The 18,707-nt window shown below is 73.2% G+C and carries 16 protein-coding genes and 1 pseudogene; 10 read left to right on the forward strand and 7 right to left on the reverse strand.

The genetic code is table 11. The features are described 5' to 3' along the window. The first annotated feature begins 133 nt into the window (after positions 1-133). Positions 134-871, forward strand: a complete 738-nt coding sequence (locus tag QF032_RS25835) for a ferritin-like fold-containing protein (protein ID WP_306949411.1) — start codon at positions 134-136, stop codon at positions 869-871. Between the two features lie 130 nt (positions 872-1,001). Here QF032_RS25835 and QF032_RS25840 read toward each other — a convergent pair whose 3' ends face one another. From QF032_RS25840 to QF032_RS25855, 4 genes are all read right to left on the reverse strand, one after another. Continuing rightward, complete coding sequence (locus QF032_RS25840; protein WP_307045719.1) at positions 1,002-1,271, reverse strand: hypothetical protein; 270 nt, start codon at positions 1,269-1,271, stop codon at positions 1,002-1,004. A 301-nt stretch (positions 1,272-1,572) separates the two neighbouring features. Further along, the gene (locus tag QF032_RS25845; RefSeq protein ID WP_020130831.1) at positions 1,573-1,800 is read right to left on the reverse strand and encodes a DUF3107 domain-containing protein; all 228 of its coding nucleotides are present in this window, start codon (positions 1,798-1,800) and stop codon (positions 1,573-1,575) included. Positions 1,801-1,943: 143 nt separating this feature from the next. Further along, complete coding sequence (locus QF032_RS25850; protein ID WP_306949409.1) at positions 1,944-2,585, reverse strand: TetR/AcrR family transcriptional regulator; 642 nt, start codon at positions 2,583-2,585, stop codon at positions 1,944-1,946. Between the two features lie 181 nt (positions 2,586-2,766). Next, complete coding sequence (locus tag QF032_RS25855; RefSeq protein WP_307045720.1) at positions 2,767-2,985, reverse strand: hypothetical protein; 219 nt, start codon at positions 2,983-2,985, stop codon at positions 2,767-2,769. Between the two features lie 287 nt (positions 2,986-3,272). On the opposite strand from QF032_RS25855, the gene QF032_RS25860 reads away from it, so the two are divergent. The 9 genes and pseudogenes from QF032_RS25860 to moeZ all read left to right on the forward strand — a co-directional run bounded on the left by QF032_RS25860 (position 3,273) and on the right by moeZ (position 12,447). Next, positions 3,273-4,250 (forward strand): alpha/beta fold hydrolase, encoded by a 978-nt coding sequence (locus QF032_RS25860; RefSeq protein WP_307045722.1) that lies wholly within the window; start codon positions 3,273-3,275, stop codon positions 4,248-4,250. A 109-nt stretch (positions 4,251-4,359) separates the two neighbouring features. Further along, entirely contained in the window at positions 4,360-5,664 is a 1,305-nt protein-coding gene (locus QF032_RS25865) for a DUF3152 domain-containing protein (protein ID WP_307045725.1), read from the forward strand. Between the two features lie 12 nt (positions 5,665-5,676). Beyond that, positions 5,677-5,919, forward strand: a pseudogene (locus QF032_RS25870) (hypothetical protein); the annotation flags it as partial. Positions 5,920-6,107: 188 nt separating this feature from the next. After that, on the forward strand, positions 6,108-7,895 hold the full coding sequence (locus tag QF032_RS25875) for a DUF3492 domain-containing protein (RefSeq protein ID WP_307060373.1): 1,788 nt from the start codon (positions 6,108-6,110) through the stop codon (positions 7,893-7,895). A 113-nt stretch (positions 7,896-8,008) separates the two neighbouring features. Continuing rightward, positions 8,009-9,226: a hypothetical protein gene (locus QF032_RS25880; protein ID WP_307057662.1), complete on the forward strand. Its 1,218-nt coding sequence runs from the start codon at positions 8,009-8,011 to the stop codon at positions 9,224-9,226. A gap of 139 nt (positions 9,227-9,365) precedes the next feature. After that, positions 9,366-9,500 carry a hypothetical protein gene (locus tag QF032_RS25885; protein WP_307057663.1) on the forward strand — a complete coding sequence of 45 codons (135 nt, stop codon included), beginning with the start codon at positions 9,366-9,368 and terminating at the stop codon, positions 9,498-9,500. Then, positions 9,497-10,459 carry an NAD-dependent epimerase/dehydratase family protein gene (locus QF032_RS25890; protein ID WP_306949405.1) on the forward strand — a complete coding sequence of 321 codons (963 nt, stop codon included), beginning with the start codon at positions 9,497-9,499 and terminating at the stop codon, positions 10,457-10,459. The genes QF032_RS25885 and QF032_RS25890 overlap by 4 nt, the downstream gene beginning before the upstream one ends. Further along, positions 10,447-11,205: a spherulation-specific family 4 protein gene (locus QF032_RS25895; RefSeq protein WP_307045728.1), complete on the forward strand. Its 759-nt coding sequence runs from the start codon at positions 10,447-10,449 to the stop codon at positions 11,203-11,205. The genes QF032_RS25890 and QF032_RS25895 overlap by 13 nt, the downstream gene beginning before the upstream one ends. 63 nt (positions 11,206-11,268) lie before the next feature. Further along, positions 11,269-12,447 (forward strand): adenylyltransferase/sulfurtransferase MoeZ, encoded by a 1,179-nt coding sequence (gene moeZ, locus QF032_RS25900; RefSeq protein WP_307045730.1) that lies wholly within the window; start codon positions 11,269-11,271, stop codon positions 12,445-12,447. Positions 12,448-12,542: 95 nt separating this feature from the next. On the opposite strand, the gene QF032_RS25905 is transcribed toward moeZ, so the two are convergent. The 3 genes from QF032_RS25905 to QF032_RS25915 all read right to left on the reverse strand — a co-directional run bounded on the left by QF032_RS25905 (position 12,543) and on the right by QF032_RS25915 (position 18,647). Next, complete coding sequence (locus QF032_RS25905) at positions 12,543-14,111, reverse strand: alpha/beta hydrolase (RefSeq protein ID WP_307057665.1); 1,569 nt, start codon at positions 14,109-14,111, stop codon at positions 12,543-12,545. Positions 14,112-14,330: 219 nt separating this feature from the next. Next, positions 14,331-15,875, reverse strand: coding sequence for an alpha/beta hydrolase (locus QF032_RS25910; RefSeq protein ID WP_307057667.1), 1,545 nt, complete (start codon positions 15,873-15,875; stop codon positions 14,331-14,333). A gap of 84 nt (positions 15,876-15,959) precedes the next feature. Beyond that, positions 15,960-18,647, reverse strand: coding sequence for a lysylphosphatidylglycerol synthase transmembrane domain-containing protein (locus tag QF032_RS25915; RefSeq protein ID WP_306949400.1), 2,688 nt, complete (start codon positions 18,645-18,647; stop codon positions 15,960-15,962). Positions 18,648-18,707: the final 60 nt, after the last annotated feature.

Below are 18,707 nucleotides of genomic sequence, written 5' to 3' on the forward strand. Positions count from 1 at the left end.
TACCCTGGAATCGCGCACATGCGATGGCCGATTCGGTCACGTTGTGGCTGTCACAGTGCCTGGACCGATCCGTTGCGTCTTCGTCGTCACACTGACTGACCAGGGACTTCCACCCCGCGACGAGCGGGCTATTGTGCGCTGCATGACGACCTCTGACAAGCCCGAGATCACCGCCACCGGAATCGCGGCCCAGGACTGGGCGACGGCCTCCGCCGATCCGCAGTACCGTGCCGCGGTCGTGGACCTGTTGGGCGCGTTGGCGTACGGCGAGCTTGCGGCGTTCGAGCGGCTCGCGGAGGACGCCAAGCTGGCGCCCACCCTGGCGGACAAGGCGGAGCTGGCGAAGATGGCGTCGGCGGAGTTCCACCACTTCGAGAGGCTGCGGGACCGGCTCACGGAGATCGGCGAGGAGCCGACGCTGGCCATGGAGCCGTTCGTGGCCGCACTCGACGGATTCCACCGGCAGACGGCCCCCTCGGACTGGCTGGAGGGCCTGGTCAAGGCGTACGTCGGCGACTCGATCGCGAGCGACTTCTACCGTGAGGTCGCGGTGCGGCTGGACACCGACAGCCGCGCTCTGGTGCTGGCGGTGCTCGACGACACCGGCCACGCGGGTTTCGCCGTGGACCGGGTGCGCTCGGCGATCGACGCGGAGCCGCGGGTGGGCGGCCGGCTCGCGCTGTGGGCGCGGCGGCTGATGGGCGAGGCCCTGTCGCAGTCCCAGCGGGTGGTCGCGGACCGCGACGCGCTGTCGACGATGCTGGTGGGCGGGGTCGCGGACGGCTTCGACCTCGCCGAGGTGGGCCGGATGTTCTCCCGGATCACCGAGGCGCACACCAAGCGGATGGCCGCTCTGGGCCTCGCGGCCTAGCCAGGAGCCGCCGACGGGCCGGGCGTCGGCGCGGGCCGGGGGGTCGGGCAGGGCGGCGGCGTCCGGTGGGTCGCTGCCCCCGCTCCTCGGCGGCCTCGCCGGTGCCGGGTCACGCCGGCCCCGAGGGGCGTTACGCAGGCGCCGATCGGCGGCGCAGTCGGCCGGCGGGGCGCAGCAGCAGGGAGAGCGAGGCGGCGGAGATGATCGCCGCACCGAGGAGGCTCGCCAGGAAGCTGCCGGGGCCCAGCGCGCTGCGGGTGACGAAGTCTCCGAACAGGGCTCCGGCGATCCCCGTCGCGAAGACCAGCGTGCGGACCGGCAGGCGGTGGGAGAGGCGGGTGACCGCCGTCCACGCGAGCACGAGACCGAGCACAGCGGAGCCGAGCGCTTCCAAGATCATTTGGGTCCCTCCCAGGCGGCGGGGCTGTGCACCAACGTCGTAGCGCGTCATACCCGTGACCTGCGGAATGCAATCCTCCCCGCGGCCCGCGTCGTGCCCCGCCCCTGGAGAGAGGCGGACGGCGGCCACGGGGCGGAAGAATCCAGCGGCGGGGGAGAGCCGCGGCGGGGGCGGGGCGGCGCGCGACAGGGGGAGGAGCGCGCAAGGGGGAGGGGCGCGCAAAGGGGGAGGGGCGCGCAAAGGGGGAGGGGCCCGGCGGCCGTGTCGGTCGCCGGGCCCCTCCCGCGGATCGCTGCGCCTACTACAGTGCGCCGAAGCCCACCTTGCGCGGGGCGGGCTCGCCCAGCTCGACGTAGGCCAGACGGTCGGCCGGGACCAGGACCTTGCGGCCGTGCTGGTCCACGAGGCTGAGCAGCTGCGACTTCCCGGCCAGAGCCTCGGCCACCACGCGCTCGACCTCCTCGGGAGTCTGACCGCTCTCCAGAACGATCTCGCGAGGCGCGTGCAGCACGCCGATCTTGACCTCCACGGCTATGTCCCTCCGACGGTCATGAGATGCGCGGGCGTCCGCGCCGTACGCTGCACACATTAGCCCGGTGAGGGGACGTACACGGCGCGCCCGTCCACGCCAGGAGCGAACAGCGGGCGGGAACAAACGCCCGCCCTGCCCCCTCAGTGCTGATCGATGCCGTGCAGCGGGAACCCCGCGATGCCCCGCCAGGCCAGCGAGGCCAGCAGCTGTACCGCCTGGTCGCGCGGCACGCTGCGGTCGCTGTGCAGCCAGGACCGGGCCACCACCTGAGCAAGGCCGCCGAGGCCGGAGGCGAGCAGCATCGACTCCGCGCGGGAGAGGCCGGTGTCCTCGGCGATGACCTCGCAGATGGCCTCGGCGCACTCGCCCGTCACCTTGTCGACGCGCTCACGCACCGCGGGCTCGTTGGTCAGGTCCGACTCGAAGACCAGGCGGAAGGCGCCGCCCTCGTCCTCGACGTACGCGAAGTACGCGTCCATGGTGGCCCGGACGCGCTGCTTGTTGTCGGTCGTCGACGCGAGCGCGCCGCGCACGGCCTGGATCAGCGACTCGCAGTGCTGGTCCAGCAGGGCGAGATAGAGGTCGAGCTTGCCCGGGAAGTGCTGGTAGAGCACCGGCTTGCTGACGCCGGCCCGCTCGGCGATGTCGTCCATCGCGGCCGCGTGGTAGCCCTGTGCGACGAAGACTTCCTGGGCGGCGCCCAGCAGCTGGTTCCGCCGGGCACGGCGCGGCAGGCGTGTGCCCCGCGGGCGCGCCGCCTCTGTCTGCTCGATGGCTGTCACGCCGCCTCCCAAAGTCGTCCTCTTGCGGTGAGCGCCGCTTCGCCATCGTACTTTTCGGTAACCCAGGTGCGCGCGGTGCGAGCGCAGAATTTCACGGACTGGACGAGGACAGAAGTGGTCGAGATGGTTTTGAAACGGTAGGTTCCGGGCATACTCGGCCGCCGTGCCGGCTCAGCGCCCTTCAGCGGTAGTCGTCCTCGTCGATCGAGACGACGCGCGCCTGTTCGGCGAGATCGGCCTCGTTGGCCCGGGCGGGATCGACGTCCTCCAGGGGGTCGTCGCGCTCCTGTGTGACGTCCGTGTACTGCTCGGCCGCGTCGGCCTCGGGCGCCTCCACGTCGATCTCCTCGAGGTCGACGTCCTCGTCGAACGCCTCCGGGTCGGTGGGGTCAACGGTCATGGCGGGCTCCCTTCCTACGAACGCCCCTGCTAACTGCGGGGGCCACCAGCGGGTGCCCTCGATATGAGCCTAGGAGACACCCGTTTCGGACGCTATGCGATCGCTGTGCGGAGTGCCCCTGATTCCCGCAGGTATGACCCCTGGGAGCGGATCTGCCCGTCCTCGGCCCGCCAGCCGTGCGCTGACGGCTCGCGGGCGGCTCTCGGACCGCCTCGTCGGTCCCACCGTCCATGCGTGTGACGGCGAACACACAAGGCCGCGCGTGATCGTCTCGTAACATTGCCCGCATGTCTTCGACCGAGCTCCCCTCCGTGCCGCCCACCAGCGTGCTGCCGAAGGCGGCCGCCGTAAGGGTCGCGGAGGGCGAGCGGCTGCGGTCCGTGGGGCTGCCCGGCGTCACGATGACGGTCCGGTCCCGGCCCCCCGCGCGCGCGGGACTCCCGCCGGCGCTGTACGTGCACGGCCTCGGTGGTTCCTCGCAGAACTGGTCCGCGCTGATGGCCGCGCTCGACGGGTCGGTGGCCAGCGAGGCCGTCGATCTCCCCGGCTTCGGCGACTCCCCGCCACCTGACGACGGCGACTACTCCGTCACGGCACACGCGCGTGCCGTGATCCGTTATCTCGACGCCGCCGGGCGCGGGCCCGTCCATCTCCTCGGCAACTCCCTCGGCGGCGCGGTGTCCACGCGGGTCGCCGCGGTCCGCCCGGACCTCGTGCGCACCCTGACGCTGGTCTCGCCCGCCCTCCCGGAGCTGCGGGTGCAGCGCACGGCGGTCCCCACGGGCCTGGTCGGCCTGCCCGGCGTGGCCGCGCTCTTCAGCCGGTTCACCCGTGAGTGGACGGCCGAGCAGCGCGTCCGCGGCGTCATGGGCCTCTGTTACGGCGATCCCGGGCGGGTCAGCCCGGACGCGTTCCGGGACGCGGTGCACGAGCTGGAGCGCCGACTGCAACTGCCGTACTTCTGGGACGCGTTGACGCGCTCGACGCGCGGACTACTGAGCGCCTACACGCTGGGCGGGCAGCACGGGCTGTGGCGCCAGGCCGAGCGCGTCCTCGCCCCGACACTTCTCGTCTACGGTGGCCGCGACCAGCTCGTCGGCTACCGCATGGCGCAGCGCTCCGCCCGCGCCTTCCGCGGCTCCCGTCTGCTGACGCTGCCGGACGCCGGTCACGTGGCGATGATGGAGTACCCCGAGACCGTGGCGAGAGCCTTCCGGGAACTCCTGGCCGACACCACGGCCGCGACCGAGACCCCGGGAGGCTGAGGCCGTCGTGGGACGCCACAGCCGGCGTGGACCCGCGCCCAAGCGCGCGGGGGACGCCGCCCCCCGGGGCGCGTCACAGGAGGCCCCTCAGGGGAGTCCCGCGGGGCCCGTGCAAGGAGACGTACGCGGTGGCCGCACCCAGGCCCCGCCGCTGGGCCCCGACGGCACGCCGGCGCACGGCGTGCCCCACTTCGCCGACGGGACGCCCGCCCATGGGTTCCCGCAGGCCCGCGGCGGTCACCCGGAGCAGCGTGAGACCGGAGGCGGCTGGGGTGACTTGAGAGCGCGTCAGCCGGGTACCGGGCAGCCCGTGATACCGCGTCAGCGACCCATGCCTCCGAACGGCCCCGGCCAGGGCCCCCGCCCTTCCGGCCGCGGGACACGCCAGGGACCACGCCAGGACTACCTCGACGCCTTCGGCGCCGACGAGGAAGACGACGTCTTCACGCGCGCGAGACCGATCTACGCGCCGCCGCGCCCCCGGGAGCGCGTCCCGCACGCTCCCGCGCCCGACGCCGACGCCGTCTCCCGCGAGAGCGCCCCGGCCGCCACGGACCGGGGCGACGGCGTGCCGCCCGCCGGCGAGTCCGCATCCGCCGCCAAGGGAGGCAAGGGCCGGGCGTTCACCGGCATCGCGGCCGCCGCCGTCACCACGGTGCTGGCCGTCGTGGTGGCCGGACAGGTCGCCGAGGGGCGGGGCGACGAAGCCGTCCGGTCGCAGGCCGCGACCGAGCGGGCCGAACGGGGCTCCGCCGACGACGCCACACGCGGGGACGACCGGCCGAGCCCCTCGGTGTCGCCCGGCGTCGTCGCTCTGACGTACACGCAGAAGATGTCCGCGAAGTACCCCCTGGCCGCCGCGCTCAAGGGGTCGGGGAAGTTCGACGCGATCGCGGGCGTCGCCAAGGCGCCCGGCAAGGGGCGGAAGTACACCTACCGCGTCGACGTCGAGCAGGGGCTCGGGCTCGACGGCGAACTCTTCGCCCAGGCCGTGCAGAAGACGCTCAACGACGACCGCAGCTGGGCCCACGGCGGCGCCCGCACCTTCGAGCGGATCCACTCGGGCAAGCCCGACTTCGTCATCACGCTCGCCAGCCCGGGCACCACCGCCGAGTGGTGCGCCAAGTCGGGTCTGGACACCACGGAGGACAACGTCTCCTGCGACTCGGCCGCCACCGAGCGCGTGATGATCAACGCCTACCGGTGGGCGCAGGGCTCGTCGACCTTCGGTGACGCGATGTACGCCTACCGGCAGATGCTGATCAACCACGAGGTCGGCCACCGGCTCGGCTTCGGCCATGTCACCTGCGACAAGGACGGCGAGCTCGCGCCCGTCATGCAGCAGCAGACGAAGTTCCTCGACCACGACGGGATCCACTGCCTGCCCAACGCCTGGGCCTTCCCCGGGAGTTGACGCGGGGCGACAATGGTGCGCCAGGTCGGCGACCGGGCCGAGGTGATGCGGCGCGGGCGCGTCGTCGAGGAGGGGCCCGCCGACGACGTGCACGGGAAGCCGGGCGATCCGTACACCCCGTACACCCCGTACACCAGGCAGCTCCTCGCCGCCGTGCCGGCTCTCGCCCCGGCTCTCACCCCGGCGGTCGCGGCCCGCAGACGCGCGGAGCGACGGGTGGACCGAACGGGTGCCGCCCCCGGACCCCTCGCGTGACGTTGCGCAGTCGGATGATCTCTTAGCGCGACCGAACGCGACCCGCACGGGAAAGTTACGACCGTTCACCCCTTTTGGTGGCGCGACGGACAACCGTCCGTCGCGCCACCGCCTTGTCCGCATACGTTCTTCCCGCTGCGAGCCGCCGGGTCAACGACGGCTCACCAAACGGGAGATCGGGGGTGCGCGTGCGCATCGGACTGCTGACGGAGGGTGGCTATCCGTATGTGAGCGGTGACGCCGGACTCTGGTGTGACCGGCTCGTGCGCGGGCTCGAGCAGCACCAGTTCGAGGTGTACGCGCTCAGTCGGACCGCAGCCCAGGAGGACGGCGGCTGGGTCGCCCTGCCGCCGCAGGTCAGCCGGGTGCGCACCGCGCCGCTGTGGACGGCGCAGGACGACGGGGTGGTCCACGGCCGCCGTGCGCGCCGACGCTTCGCCGAGTCCTACGGGGAGCTGGTGGCCGCCCTGTGCGAGGGCGACCCGTCGGACCCGACCGCCCTCTCGCAGGCCGGTCCCACCGCTCAGGCGGACCGTTTCGCCACCGCGTTCTACGGCCTCGCCGAACTCGCCCGCGACGAGGGCGGTCTGGTGGGAGCACTCCGCTCGGAGGGCGCCGTGCGCGCCCTGGAGCGGGCCTGCCGCGCGCCCGGCGCGCTGCGCCCGGCGCGCGAGGCGCGCGTACCCGATCTGCTAGCCGTCGCCGCACACCTCGAAAGCGCCCTGCGCCCCCTCTCGCTCGACTGGTACGACGACCAGGGCGACGAGGGGGGCCGGGGCCTCGGCGCGGTCGATGTCTGCCACGCCGCGTCCGGCGGCGCGGCCGCCCTGCCCGGACTCCTCGCACGCCACTTCTTCGACGTGCCGCTCCTGGTCACCGAGTACGGGGTGAGACTGCGCACGCACTACCTGAGCTCGGGGCGGGGCGCCTCCCCGGCGGGCCCCGGGAGCGCGCCGTCCGCCGTGCCCGCTCCCGCCCTGTCCGCCCCCGCCGTGCGCGCCCTGCTCGCCGCCTTCCACGGCCGGCTCGCGGCCGAGGTCTACCGGCAGGCCGCGTGCGTCACACCCGGCAACGCGCACGCCCGTCGCTGGCAGGAGCGGTGCGGCGCCGACCGCGCCAAACTGCGCACCGTCTACCCGGGCATGGAGACGTCCCGCTTCGCCCACGTGGGCGACTCCCCGGACACCGCCGACCCGCACACGCTGGTCTGGATCGGCCGGGTGGAACCGGCGAAGGACCTGGTGTCCCTGCTGCACGCCTTCGCGGAGATCCGCAAGGAGGAGCCCCGCACCCGGCTGCGGATCATCGGCGCGGCGTCCGGCGAGGAGGGCCGGGCCTACCTCGGCCACTGCCGGATGCTGGCCGCCCAGCTCTTCCCCGACGAGGCGGACGGACCGCACGCCGTCGGCGACAACCCGGTCTCCTTCGAGGAGATCGGCGGCCCTGAGTCGGCCACCCTCGCCGAGGCGTACGCGGCCGGGGCGGTCGTCGTCCTGTCCAGCGTCGTCGAGGGCTTCCCGGTCGGCCTGGTCGAGGCGATGCTCTGCGGCCGGGCGACCGTGTCGACCGACGTCGGCGCGGTGGTCGAGGTCATCGGAGGCACCGGACTGGTCGTCCCGCCGCGCAATCCGCGGGCCCTCGCGGAGGCCTGCGTCGCGCTGCTGCACGACCCCGAGCGCCGTGCGCGCCTGGGTGCGGCCGCCCGTGCCCGCGCCCTCGAACTGTTCACCGTCGAGCAGAACGTCACGGCGTTCCACGGCATCTACCTCGAGCTCGTCTCACAGGCCCCGACGCGCCGGTTCCTCTTCGACGACGACGGCGAACCCCGACCGTTCGCCGTCCCGCCCGAGGAGTGTCTGTCCGGCCTGCAGACCGGCCCGGGCGCGCCCGTCACCGCCCGGCCGGGCCCGGCCTGGGCGACGGGCCCGCAGGCCCGGGACGCCTCGCCGGTCGCCGCGACGGAGGGAGCACGATGAGCCCTCTGGACGGACCGGACCGACCCGAAGCACCCCATGACGCCGGCTCCGCTGCTGCTGCCGCCGCCTCTGCTGCCGCCTCTGCCGCCGCCGGCGCCGGTGAGGGGGGCCCTGTGGGCATCCCCGGTCGCGCCGACGCGCGCCCCGCTCACGGCGTCGGCGATGCCGTCGGCACCCGCTTCCGCGCCCCCGCCGACGAGGTCGCCGCGGCCGGCGGTCCGGGGCCGACCGCGCCCCGCCGGGGCGGCGTGGACCCGGTGAAGGCCCTGATGCGCCGTCACCGCGAACTGTGCGAACGGGCCGTCGACCCCCTGGAGATCGCGGCGGGCCTGGAGGCCCACGGGGTCACCGACCGCACCGCCGCACGCTTCCGGCACCGGGACGTCTTCTCCCTCGCCGAGGAGATGTACGCCAGGGTCCCGCGCGACGGGGACGCACCGCTGCTCGCCGCGCCCACCGCCGCCCCGCGGCCCCGCCTGGACTGGGCGCTGCTCACCCTGCTGCCCGGCATCCTGTGCGCCACGACCGTGACCGGCGTGCGTCTCACCCACGGGCGCACCTCGCTCCTCGTCGCCGCCGCAGGCCTCCTCGCCGTCGTCCTCGCCGTGCACGCGGCGCTGCGCCGGGGGCCGTTGAGCCCGCACCGCGGTGCCCACCCCGGGCCGCACCGGACGGAGGCCTGGACCTGCTGGCTCCTCGCCTACGCGGCCCTCGGCGACAGCCTCCTGAGCGCCGCCGTCGGCGGCGGCCCGGACGGCCTGCCCGACGGGACGGCGGACGGCCCCTGGCCGGTGGCCGCCGCTCCGCTGCTCGCCCTCACCCTTGCCTGCGCGCCCGCCGCATGGTGCGCCCACCTCCTGGCCACACGTGCCCGCCGCCGCCTGGGCACCAGCCGCGGTCTCGACGAGTTCGCCGCCTCCGTGCAGCCGTTGCTGCTCGCCGTCCTCGCCCTCTTCCTGGGCGCGCTCACCGCACTGACCGCCGTCAGCGCGGCGGTCCTGGGCGAGCCCGCCGGATACGGCCACACCCTCACGCTCGGCGGCCTCCTCTTCCTGGCCCGCCTCCTCATGGTGCACGGCGTCACCCATGCCCCCGCGGTCGTCCTCGGGGCGGCCGGCGCGGCCGAGGCGCTGGCCCCGGCCGCGGTCTTCGCCGGCCGCCTGCCCGGCTGCGACTTCCTGGCCGTGCCCGTCAACGACCTGGCCACCGCCTGGGGTCCGGCCGGCGTTCCGTTCCTCGTCTGCGGCAGCGCGGCCCTGGCCCTGCTCGTTCACGCCGCCCGCACGCTGACCCGGGCCTCGGCCCACGCGGGAACGGACCAGCCGTGCTGACGCGAGCCCGCCCCCGCCACTCCCCGCGGCCGCCGCGGCCACCCCACGGGGCGCACCCCCCACCGTGCCCCGACCGCACGACGTCAGCGCTCCCGCACTCCGTCGCAGCCCATCGCAACACCCCCGAAGGAGAGACCAGATGACCACCTCCCGATCCGGAACGACCGCAGCCACCGGGGCACCCGCGGTCGCCGGCGCCCCGGCCCCGGCAGCCCCGGCAGCCCCGGCCATGGTGACCCCGGCCACGGCGCACACCCCGGGAGCCGCACGATGAGGGTTCTGCTGATCGGAGCCAACGGCTACCTCGGCCGTTTCGTCGCCGACCGCCTGCTCGCCGACCCCGCCGTCCAGCTCACCGCGCTCGGCCGCGGCGACGACGCGGACGTCCGCTTCGACCTCGCGTCCGGCAGCCCCGGCGCGCTCACCCGCTTCCTCGACGCGGTCCACCCCCAGGTCGTCGTCAACTGTGCGGGCACCACCCGCGGCGGCGCCCGCGAGCTCACCCGGCACAACACCGTCGCCGTCGCCACCGTCTGCGAGGCCCTGCGCCGCAGCGGCTGCGGCGCCCGGCTGGTCCAGGTCGGCTGCGGCGCCGAGTACGGCCCGAGCCAGCCCGGTTCCTCCACGGCCGAGGACGCCGTACCCCGGCCGGGCGGCCCGTACGGCGTCAGCAAGCTCGCCGCCACCGAACTCGTCCTCGGTTCCGGACTCGACGCCGTCGTGCTCCGGGTCTTCTCGCCCGCCGGCCCGGGCACGCCCGCCGGCTCCCCGCTGGGCCGCCTCGCCGAGGCCATGCGGCGCGCCATGCAGTCCGGCGACGGCGAACTCAAGCTCGGCGGTCTCGGCGCGCAGCGGGACTTCATCGACGTCCGTGACGTGGCCCGAGCCGTACACGCCGCCTCCCTCTCCGCCGCACAGGGCGTCATCAACATCGGCTCCGGTCGTGCCGTCCGGTTGCGCGACGCCGCGGCGATCCTCGCGCGCGTGGCCGGATACGGCGGCGCCCTCCACGAACTCGACGGCCCGCCCGGTGGCCACCTGCGGCCCGCCATCGGCCACCCCCGCCTGGAGGCCGACCACGGCGGCCCGGTCGCGTACCCGTACCCGGACGGCTGCGGCAGCTGGCAGCAGGCCGACGTGCGCACCGCCCGCGACCGGCTCGGCTGGCGCCCCCGGATCAACCTCGAGGAGTCCCTCGCCGACATCTGGATGGAGGCGGCATGTCGTATCTGACCGGAACCCCGGCGGGCAGCGCGCACCCCGGCACCACCGACGTCCGCACCGGCCTCGGCGCCCCGGGCCTCGCGCATCCCCTGGTCGCGCCCGCCGAGTGGGGCGAACTCGCGCGGCCCGGCAGGCCCCTGCACTGGGTCGCCCTGGACGTCGCCGACGGACCCGGCTCGCGCCCCGACCCGAGCTGTCTGGAATCCGCCGGCCGGCTGCGCAACGCGGGCATCCGGGTCCTCGGGCGCATCGACGCGCTGTACGGCGCCCGCGCCATCGCCGAGGTGATCTCCGAAGCACAGCGCTACCTCGACTGGTACCAGGTCGACGGCTTCCTCCTCGACCGCTCCCCGGCCGACCGCGGCACGCTGCCGGGACTGCGCCGCACGGCCGGCGCGCTGCGCACGCTCCACGACGCACCCCACGTCGTCCTCGACCACGGCGTCCACCCGCACCCCGGCTACGCCGAGCTCGCCGACCAGCTGGTCACCTTCTCCGGTCCCTGGAGCGACTACCGCTGGTCGCAGGTGGCCGAGTGGACGGCGGAGCACCCGCCGGAGCGCTTCTGCCACTTCGTGCACGGAGTGCCGCGCGGGCATCTCGACGAGGCGCTGCGCATCGCCCGCTGGCAGGGCGCCGCGACGATCTGGTTCACGGACGGCACCGAACGCGGCGGCGCACGAGACCCCTGGGAGACCATGCCCGGCTACTGGGACGACATCGTCTCGCGGATCGGAACAGGTGTCTCGGAATGAAAATGGCCATGGCACTGTTACGGGGAGAACAACCGTCATGACTGACCGACCAACGGAGTCCCCGTGTCGCTGCCACCCCTGGTCGAGCCGGCCCCCGAGCTCACCGTAGACGAGGTCCGCAGGTACTCCCGCCACCTGATCATCCCCGACGTGGGGATGGACGGGCAGAAGCGGCTGAAGAACGCCAAGGTGCTCTGTGTGGGCGCCGGCGGCCTGGGCTCGCCGGCGTTGATGTACCTGGCCGCCGCGGGCGTGGGCACGCTCGGCATCGTGGAGTTCGACGAGGTCGACGAGTCGAACCTGCAGCGGCAGATCATCCACAGCCAGGCCGACATCGGCCGCTCCAAGGCCGAGTCCGCCCGTGACTCCGTCCTCGGCATCAACCCGTACGTCAACGTGGTCCTTCACGAAGAGCGGCTCGAGGCCGAGAACGTGATGGACATCTTCAGCCAGTACGACCTGATCGTCGACGGCACCGACAACTTCGCGACCCGTTACCTGGTCAACGACGCGTGCGTGCTGCTGAACAAGCCGTACGTGTGGGGCTCCATCTACCGCTTCGACGGTCAGGCGTCCGTCTTCTGGTCCGAGCACGGTCCCTGCTACCGCTGCCTGTACCCGGAGCCCCCGCCGCCGGGCATGGTCCCCTCCTGCGCGGAGGGCGGCGTGCTGGGCGTGCTGTGCGCGTCCATCGGGTCCATCCAGGTCAACGAGGCGATCAAGCTGCTCGCGGGCATCGGCGAGCCGCTGGTCGGCCGCCTGATGATCTACGACGCCCTGGAGATGCAGTACCGCCAGGTCAAGGTCCGCAAGGACCCCGACTGCGCGGTCTGCGGCGAGAACCCGACGGTGACCGAGCTCATCGACTACGAGGCCTTCTGCGGCGTCGTCTCCGAGGAGGCCCAGCAGGCGGCGGCCGGCTCGACGATCACTCCCAAGCAGCTCAAGGAGTGGATCGACGACGGCGAGAGCATCGAGATCATCGACGTCCGCGAGCCGAACGAGTACGAGATCGTCTCCATCCCGGGCGCCAGGCTGATCCCGAAGAACGAGTTCCTGATGGGCACCGCCCTGGAGGGCCTGCCGCAGGACAAGAAGATCGTCTTGCACTGCAAGACGGGTGTCCGCAGTGCGGAAGTCCTCGCCGTGCTGAAGTCCGCGGGCTTCTCCGACGCCGTGCACGTCGGCGGCGGCGTGATCGGCTGGGTCCACCAGATCGAACCGAGCAAGCCGGTCTACTGACCCGGGCGTTCGACCGGCCCGGCAGGCCCGTCGGGCCTCCTGACGGGATCGGCGGGGGTTTGGCGCACCAGGAGTGCGCGAGGCCCCCGCCGCCGTCATGAGCAGACCGTGCCGTCCCGCGGGACCACTCCCTTCAGCAGGTAGTCGTCCACCGTCGAGTCGACGCACGAGCTTCCGCTTCCGTACGCGATGTGCCCCTCGCCCTTCCAGGTGAGCAGCACACCGACGCCCTTGCCGAGCTCGTCCGCCATCTTCCGCGCACCCTCGTAGGGAGTCGCCGGGTCCCTGGTGGTGCCGACCAGCAGGATCGGCGCCGCGCCCGCCGCGCTCACCTCCGGGGTGTCGTACTGCCCCGCCACCGGCCAGTCGTGGCACCAGCCGGCCGTGTCCCAGGCGAGGAAGTCCCCGAACACGGGAGAGATCTTCTCGAACCTCGGCACCAGCAGCTTCGTCTCCCGCGCGGTCGGCCGCTGCCGGTCGTCCAAGCACGATATGACCCGTTGGGAGTGGACCGTCGTGCCGTAGCGCCCCGAGGAGTCCCGCTCGTTGTAGCGGTCGGCGAGCGTCAGCAGCTCGGAGCCGTCCCCGGCCTGCGCGGCTTCCAGAGCGCTGGTCAGCCTCGGCCAGCCCGCCTCGCTGTACAACGGCAGGACGATGCCGATGACCGCGAGCGCCTGCGTCAGCTCCCGTCCGTCCGACCCGGGCAGCGGGTGGGCGTCCAGCCGGTCCAGCAGGGCCGCGATCCTCGCGCTGCCCTTCCCGGGGTCCTGGCCGGTCGACGTGAGGTAGTCCGCCAGCGCCCGCTGGAAGCCGCGTGCCTGGTTCTGGGCGTGGCCGACCGCGTCGGCGCTCGGGTCGACGACCGCGTCGAGAGTGAGCCTGCCGACGTTGCGAGGGAACAAGTGGGCGTACACGCCGCCGAGTTCGGTGCCGTACGACATGCCGAAGTAGTGCATCTTCCGGTCGCCGAGCACCTGGCGCATCAGGTCCATGTCGCGGGCGGTGTCGGTGGTCGACACGTGGGCCAGCAGCGGGCCCGCGGCCTTCCGGCACCCCTCGCCGAAGGCGGTGGCGTCCTGGAAGAACGCCTGTTCCTCTGCCGGGGTGTCCGGAGTGGAGTCGAGGGACTCGGCGGCCTGGATGTCCTTGTCGCCGCGGCAGCGGACGCCCTCACTCGCGCCCACCCCGCGTGGGTCCCAGCTCACCAGGTCGTAGCGTTCGCGGAGCGAGGAGACCGTCGAGCCGTAGGAGGGGAGCATCGACACCCCCGAGGAGCCGGGGCCACCGAAGTTGAACAGGAGCGAACCGATGCGGTCGCCGTCCCCGGCACGCGACTTGGCGCGCACGAGGGCGAGATCGATCGTACGGCCGCCGGGCTTCGACCAGTCCAGCGGCGCTTTCAGCGTGGCGCACCGCCAGTCGTCGCCCGGGGCGGAGGAGTCCTCGGTGGCCCCGCACCGGCCCCAGTCGAGTGTCTGGCCGGTCAGTGCGGCGGGCAGGGCCGCCGAAGGGGTGGCCGCGGCTGAGGCGGAGCCGGCCGGGGGCCGTGCGTCGGCCGTACCGCCTCTGCCGCCCGCCCCGTCGCCCGACGCGCCGCCGCTGCAGCCCGCGGCCAGCAGTGCGACGGCGGCTCCCCACACCGTCCACCGTGCGAATCGCGCCATGCGCGCCTCCCCCCTCGCAGGCCGTCCACGCTCAGGGGCGAACGGCTTTCAGGCCATGGTAGGCGTCCTCGGCCCCGACCGTCCGAGCCTGTGGATAACCCTTTGACCTGCGCATACGTGTGGTCGAGGGCTCGGTGACGCGGCGGGTGCGGTGGGGCCGACGGGCCTCGCGCGCCCGGCGGGGTGCGGTGGAATCCGATGCCTTCCGCAGGTCCGCCGTCAGGAACAGACGGTGCCGTCGGCCGGCGTCCTGCCGTTCAGCAGGTAGCCGTCCACCGCCCGCCGCACACACGGGCTCTTGCCGCCGTAGGCGCCGTGGCCCTGTCCCTTGTACGTCAGCTCGACCCCGACGCCCCGGCCCAGCGCGTCCGCCATCTTCCGCGCCCCTTCGTACGGGGTCGCCGGGTCGCCGGTGTTGCCCACGACGAGGATCGGCGCGGACCCGGGGGCGCTCACGTCCGGGTGGTCGGCGGCCCCGGGCACGGCCCAGTCGGTACAGCCGACCATCGACCAGGCCATGAAGTCGCCGAACAGCGCGGAGACCGCCCGGAACTCCGGCAGCTTCTTCTGCACGTAGGCGGTCGAGTAACGCGGCTTATCGTCGGCGCAGTTGATGGAGACGTTGGCGGCCGCGACGTTGCTGTACTCGCCGTTCTCGCTACGGCCGTTCATCAGGTCGGACAGCAGCATCAGAATCTGGCCGTCGCCGTCGTAGGCCTGCTCCAGGCCCTCGGTGAGGTACTCCCAGAAGTCCTTCGAGTACAGCGCCTGCGCGATGCCGTTGGTCGCGGCGCTCTGGGTCAGGACGCGCGGGAAGATCCCCGGGATGGGCTTGGAGTCGAGGCGCTCGAGCAGATCGGCGATACGGGCCTCGACGTCCTGCGCGGTGTCCCCGACGGGACAGTCCCGTGTCTTCGACGTGCAGTCCTTCGCGAAGTTGTCGAGCGCGCGCTGAAAACCCCTGGCCTGGCCGAGCGAGCCCTGCTCGGACGTCTGGGTCGGGTCGACGACCGCGTCGAAGACGGCCCGTCCCACCTTCTTCGGGAACAGATGGGCGTACACGCCCCCCAGTTCGGTGCCGTAGGAGATGCCGAAGTAGTGCAGCCGGTCGTCGCCGAGCACCTGGCGCATCAGGTCCATGTCGCGGGCCGCGTCCGTGGTCCGCACCTGCGGCAGCATCTTCTTCGAGTTCTTCTCGCAGGCCGCGTTGAACTTCCGGGTGTTGTCCAGCAGTGAGGTGCGTTCCGTGGCGTCGTCGGGGGTGGCGTCCTGCTGGAAGTACGCGTCGAGCTGCTGATCGTTCTCGCACCGCACACCGGCGCTGCGGCCCACCCCCCGCGGGTCGAAGCTGACCAGGTCGTACCGGGTGCGCAGGGTCGCGTACTCGTCGCCGAACGCGGGCAGGGCCGAGACGCCCGAGCCGCCGGGGCCGCCGAAGTTGAAGATCAGCGATCCGATGCGCCGGCTCCGGTCGCCGCTCGTCCGGGCCCGGACCAGCGCGAGGTCGATCGTGTCGCCCCCGGGGTCGTCCCAGTCGAGCGGCGTCTTCATCGTGGCGCACTGCCACGGGTCGCCGTCCGGCAGCGGAGACGGTGCGCTGCCGCCGCCCTCCGACTGGGACGGGGCGGGACAGTTCTTCCAGCTCAGCTTCTGTTCCGTCAGATCCCCGGGCCGTGCGTCCTGCGCACAGCCCGCCACCAGCGGGGCGAGCAGCACAGCGGTGGCGGTCACGACGGCGGCACGCGGGCGGGAGGGGATCGGCATGATCCCATCCTGAGGTCGCACGCGGGCACGCGCGCGGGACGCGGGCCGTCCGGGGTAGGACCGTGCGAGCCTGCGCTCACGGCACTAGAGGGCGCCCTTGCGGGTCAGATGGTTGAAGGCCAGCCAGCCGGGCAGCACCGGCAGCCACAGGGTCAGCAGCCGGAAGAGCAGCACCGCGGGCGCGGCGACCTCCTTGGGCAGACCCACCGCGATCAGGCCGACGGTCAGGGTCGCCTCGACCGCGCCGACTCCGCCCGGCGTCGGCGCCGCGGAGCCGAGCGCGTTGCCGGCGAGGAAGACGACGGCGACGCTCGCGATGCTGAGCGAGGTCGACTCGTCGCCGAACGCACGGATCGAGGCGTCCAGGCACATCACGAAGCAGGCCGTGAGCAGCAGCATGCCGCCGATGCCGGTGACCAGCTTCTGCGGCCGCTGCAGCACGTCCAGCATGCGCGGCACGACGCCCGCGAACAGCGACCGCACGCGCGTGGAGACGAACTTGCGCAGGAAGGGCACCGAGGTCACCACGAGCACGAGCACCGCGACCGTGAGCAGACCCGCGATGACCGTGCGGGACGGCGACAGCGACGGCGTCTTCTCGGTGCCGGTCAGATAGCCGAAGGACAGCAGCATCAGGATGTGGCAGCCGAGCCCGAAGAGCTGCGAGGCGCCGACGCTGGCCACCGCGAGTCCTGGCCGGACACCCGCGCGCTGCAGGAAGCGTGTGTTGAGGGCGACGCCGCCGACGGCGGCCGGCGCGACGATCTTCACGAAGGACCCGGCGACCTGCGCGGCCACGGTCCGCGGGAACGGCACCCGCTCCGGCACGAACCCCAGCAGGCTCATCGCGGCGGCGACGTAGCTCACCGCCGAGAACAGCACGGCCGCGGCGACCCAGCCCCATTCGGCGTTGGCGATCAGCGGGCCGAACTCGATGTGGGTGAGCTGGGTCAGCAGGAAGTACGCGCCGATGGCGCCGGCGATGAAGCTCATCAGGGTGCGCGGCCGCACCCGTTCCAGCCGGGCGGGCTCGACCGGCGCCTGGGGGCGGATCAGCAGCACCTCATGGCGGATCTGCGTCAGCAGGTCCTCCTCGCGCGCCCCCTCCAGCGCCTCGTCGATGGCCCGCTTCTCGGCCCGGGCCTCCGCGCGCACGGCCTTCTTGCCGGGCTTCTCCGCGACGGCGGCCTCGGTGTCGGCCTCGGCGGCCTCCGCGCGGGCCTGCTTGGCCTGCTGGGAGGCTTCGAGAACCGCTTCCCGCTCGCGTTGCGCGCGCTCGCGGGCGAGACGGCGCAGCGTCGCGCGCGTGGAGCGCGACAGGGCGATGGGCTGGAGCATCGGCAGACAGTCCGCGACCGCGTCCGGCCCCAGCACGCCCACCGCGGAGGCCACCGCGCGCTCGGCGCCCACCCGCAGGCCCAGTGTCGTCACCAGCTGGGCGACGTCCATGCGCAGCAGCAGGTCGCCGGCCGCGATCTCGCCGCCGCGCAGATCGGTGAGGATCACCGTGCCGGAACGATCCACCAGAATCGCGTCACCGGCGAGCCGGCGGTGCGCGATGCGGCGTGACTGCAGGGCCCGCACCTGGTGCCAGGTGTTGCGCAGCAGGTCGTCGGTGATCTCCTCGTCCGCAAGCGAGTCGAGGGTGCGGCCGCCGGTGTGCTCGTAGACGAGGATCACCGCGTCGGGGCCCAGCTCGGAGGTCGCGATCAGCTTCGGCGCGTTGGCGCCGGCCGCGATGGCCGCGTAGGCGAGCAGCGCCTCCTGCTCCAGAGCCTGGCGCAGCGACTGCAGACTGCTGCGGGTGGCGAAGCCGCGCAGGGCCAGGTTGCGCCACGCGCGGTAGAAGAAGCCCTGCGCCTGCTGCTCCCGGTCGACGACGGTCACGTCCAGCGGCGGTCCGTCCTCCAGGGTGACGAAGTAGCGTCTGCCCCGGTCGCCCTCGGCCGCGTCCGGCGTCTCCTCGCGGGCGGCGCTCACCGGGCGGAACCCGACGTGCCGCAGACCCGCCATGAGCGTCCGTCCGGTGGGCCGCACGTTCGGTGATCCGACCGCGTACAGGGTGCCGTACGCGACCGTCCAGCCGATCAGCACCGTCAGAATGATCGAGAACGGTGTCGTGTAGCCGGTGACGAGCATCGAGAAGGCGTCGAGGAGCAGCACGATCCACAGCACCGAGCGCCAGCGCGGGCGGCGCGACATGCCGACGGCCGTCATGTACGCGATGACGGGCGCGAGATAACCGTGCACCGGGTCGGTCAGGGCGTGGATGTCACCGGGGGAGGGCTGGGTCAGCGCCTCCTGGATGGAGCCCGGAGCGGCCTTCGCGACCCACAGGTCGGTGGCGAGCGTCACACCGTGCGCGAGGACGGCGGCGAGCACGCCGTCGGCGATGCGCAGCCCGTCCCGCTTGATCAGACGCTCGATCGCGAACGCGACCGGGACCAGCAGGATCGCGATGCTGGATGCCAGGCCGGCGATCTTGATGAGCAGGTCGGGCGCCTGTCCGGTGCCCTTGTTGATGTCCTGCTCGAGGCCCGACGTGGTTCCGTGGGCGAACGCGGCGATGCCCAGGAGCACGATGACGGCGAGCACGCCGATCATCAGCCGCATCAGGTCGGAAGGGCGGTGCACGCGCGCGGGGAGCAGGGGTTCGTCACCCTCGACCTCGTCGATGTGCACCTCCTCCCGCAGCTCGTCGGGGACGTCCGGGCGCGACGCGGCGGCAGAGGCGCCCCGCGCGTCCTCTGTGTGCACGCCCTGCTGCTTCATCGTCTCTTCTCGGTCTCGTATCACCGGTCACCGCCCGCACGATGGTGGCATGTCCCGCCG

It is taken from the genome of Streptomyces achromogenes, from assembly GCF_030816715.1.
In the GTDB taxonomy this organism is placed as follows: domain Bacteria; phylum Actinomycetota; class Actinomycetes; order Streptomycetales; family Streptomycetaceae; genus Streptomyces; species Streptomyces achromogenes_A.

Excerpts from the sequence above, each read along its gene's own strand:
- QF032_RS25840 (WP_307045719.1), bottom strand. The coding sequence starts at position 1,271 with ATGATCTTGGAAGCGCTCGGCTCCGCTGTGCTCGGTCTCGTGCTCGCG.
- QF032_RS25855 (WP_307045720.1), bottom strand. The coding sequence starts at position 2,985 with ATGACCGTTGACCCCACCGACCCGGAGGCGTTCGACGAGGACGTCGAC.
- QF032_RS25860 (WP_307045722.1), top strand. The coding sequence starts at position 3,273 with ATGTCTTCGACCGAGCTCCCCTCCGTGCCGCCCACCAGCGTGCTGCCG.
- QF032_RS25885 (WP_307057663.1), top strand. The coding sequence starts at position 9,366 with ATGACCACCTCCCGATCCGGAACGACCGCAGCCACCGGGGCACCCGCG.
- QF032_RS25890 (WP_306949405.1), top strand. The coding sequence starts at position 9,497 with ATGAGGGTTCTGCTGATCGGAGCCAACGGCTACCTCGGCCGTTTCGTC.
- QF032_RS25895 (WP_307045728.1), top strand. The coding sequence starts at position 10,447 with ATGTCGTATCTGACCGGAACCCCGGCGGGCAGCGCGCACCCCGGCACC.
- QF032_RS25905 (WP_307057665.1), bottom strand. The coding sequence starts at position 14,111 with ATGGCGCGATTCGCACGGTGGACGGTGTGGGGAGCCGCCGTCGCACTG.
- QF032_RS25910 (WP_307057667.1), bottom strand. The coding sequence starts at position 15,875 with ATGCCGATCCCCTCCCGCCCGCGTGCCGCCGTCGTGACCGCCACCGCT.
- QF032_RS25915 (WP_306949400.1), bottom strand. The coding sequence starts at position 18,647 with ATGAAGCAGCAGGGCGTGCACACAGAGGACGCGCGGGGCGCCTCTGCC.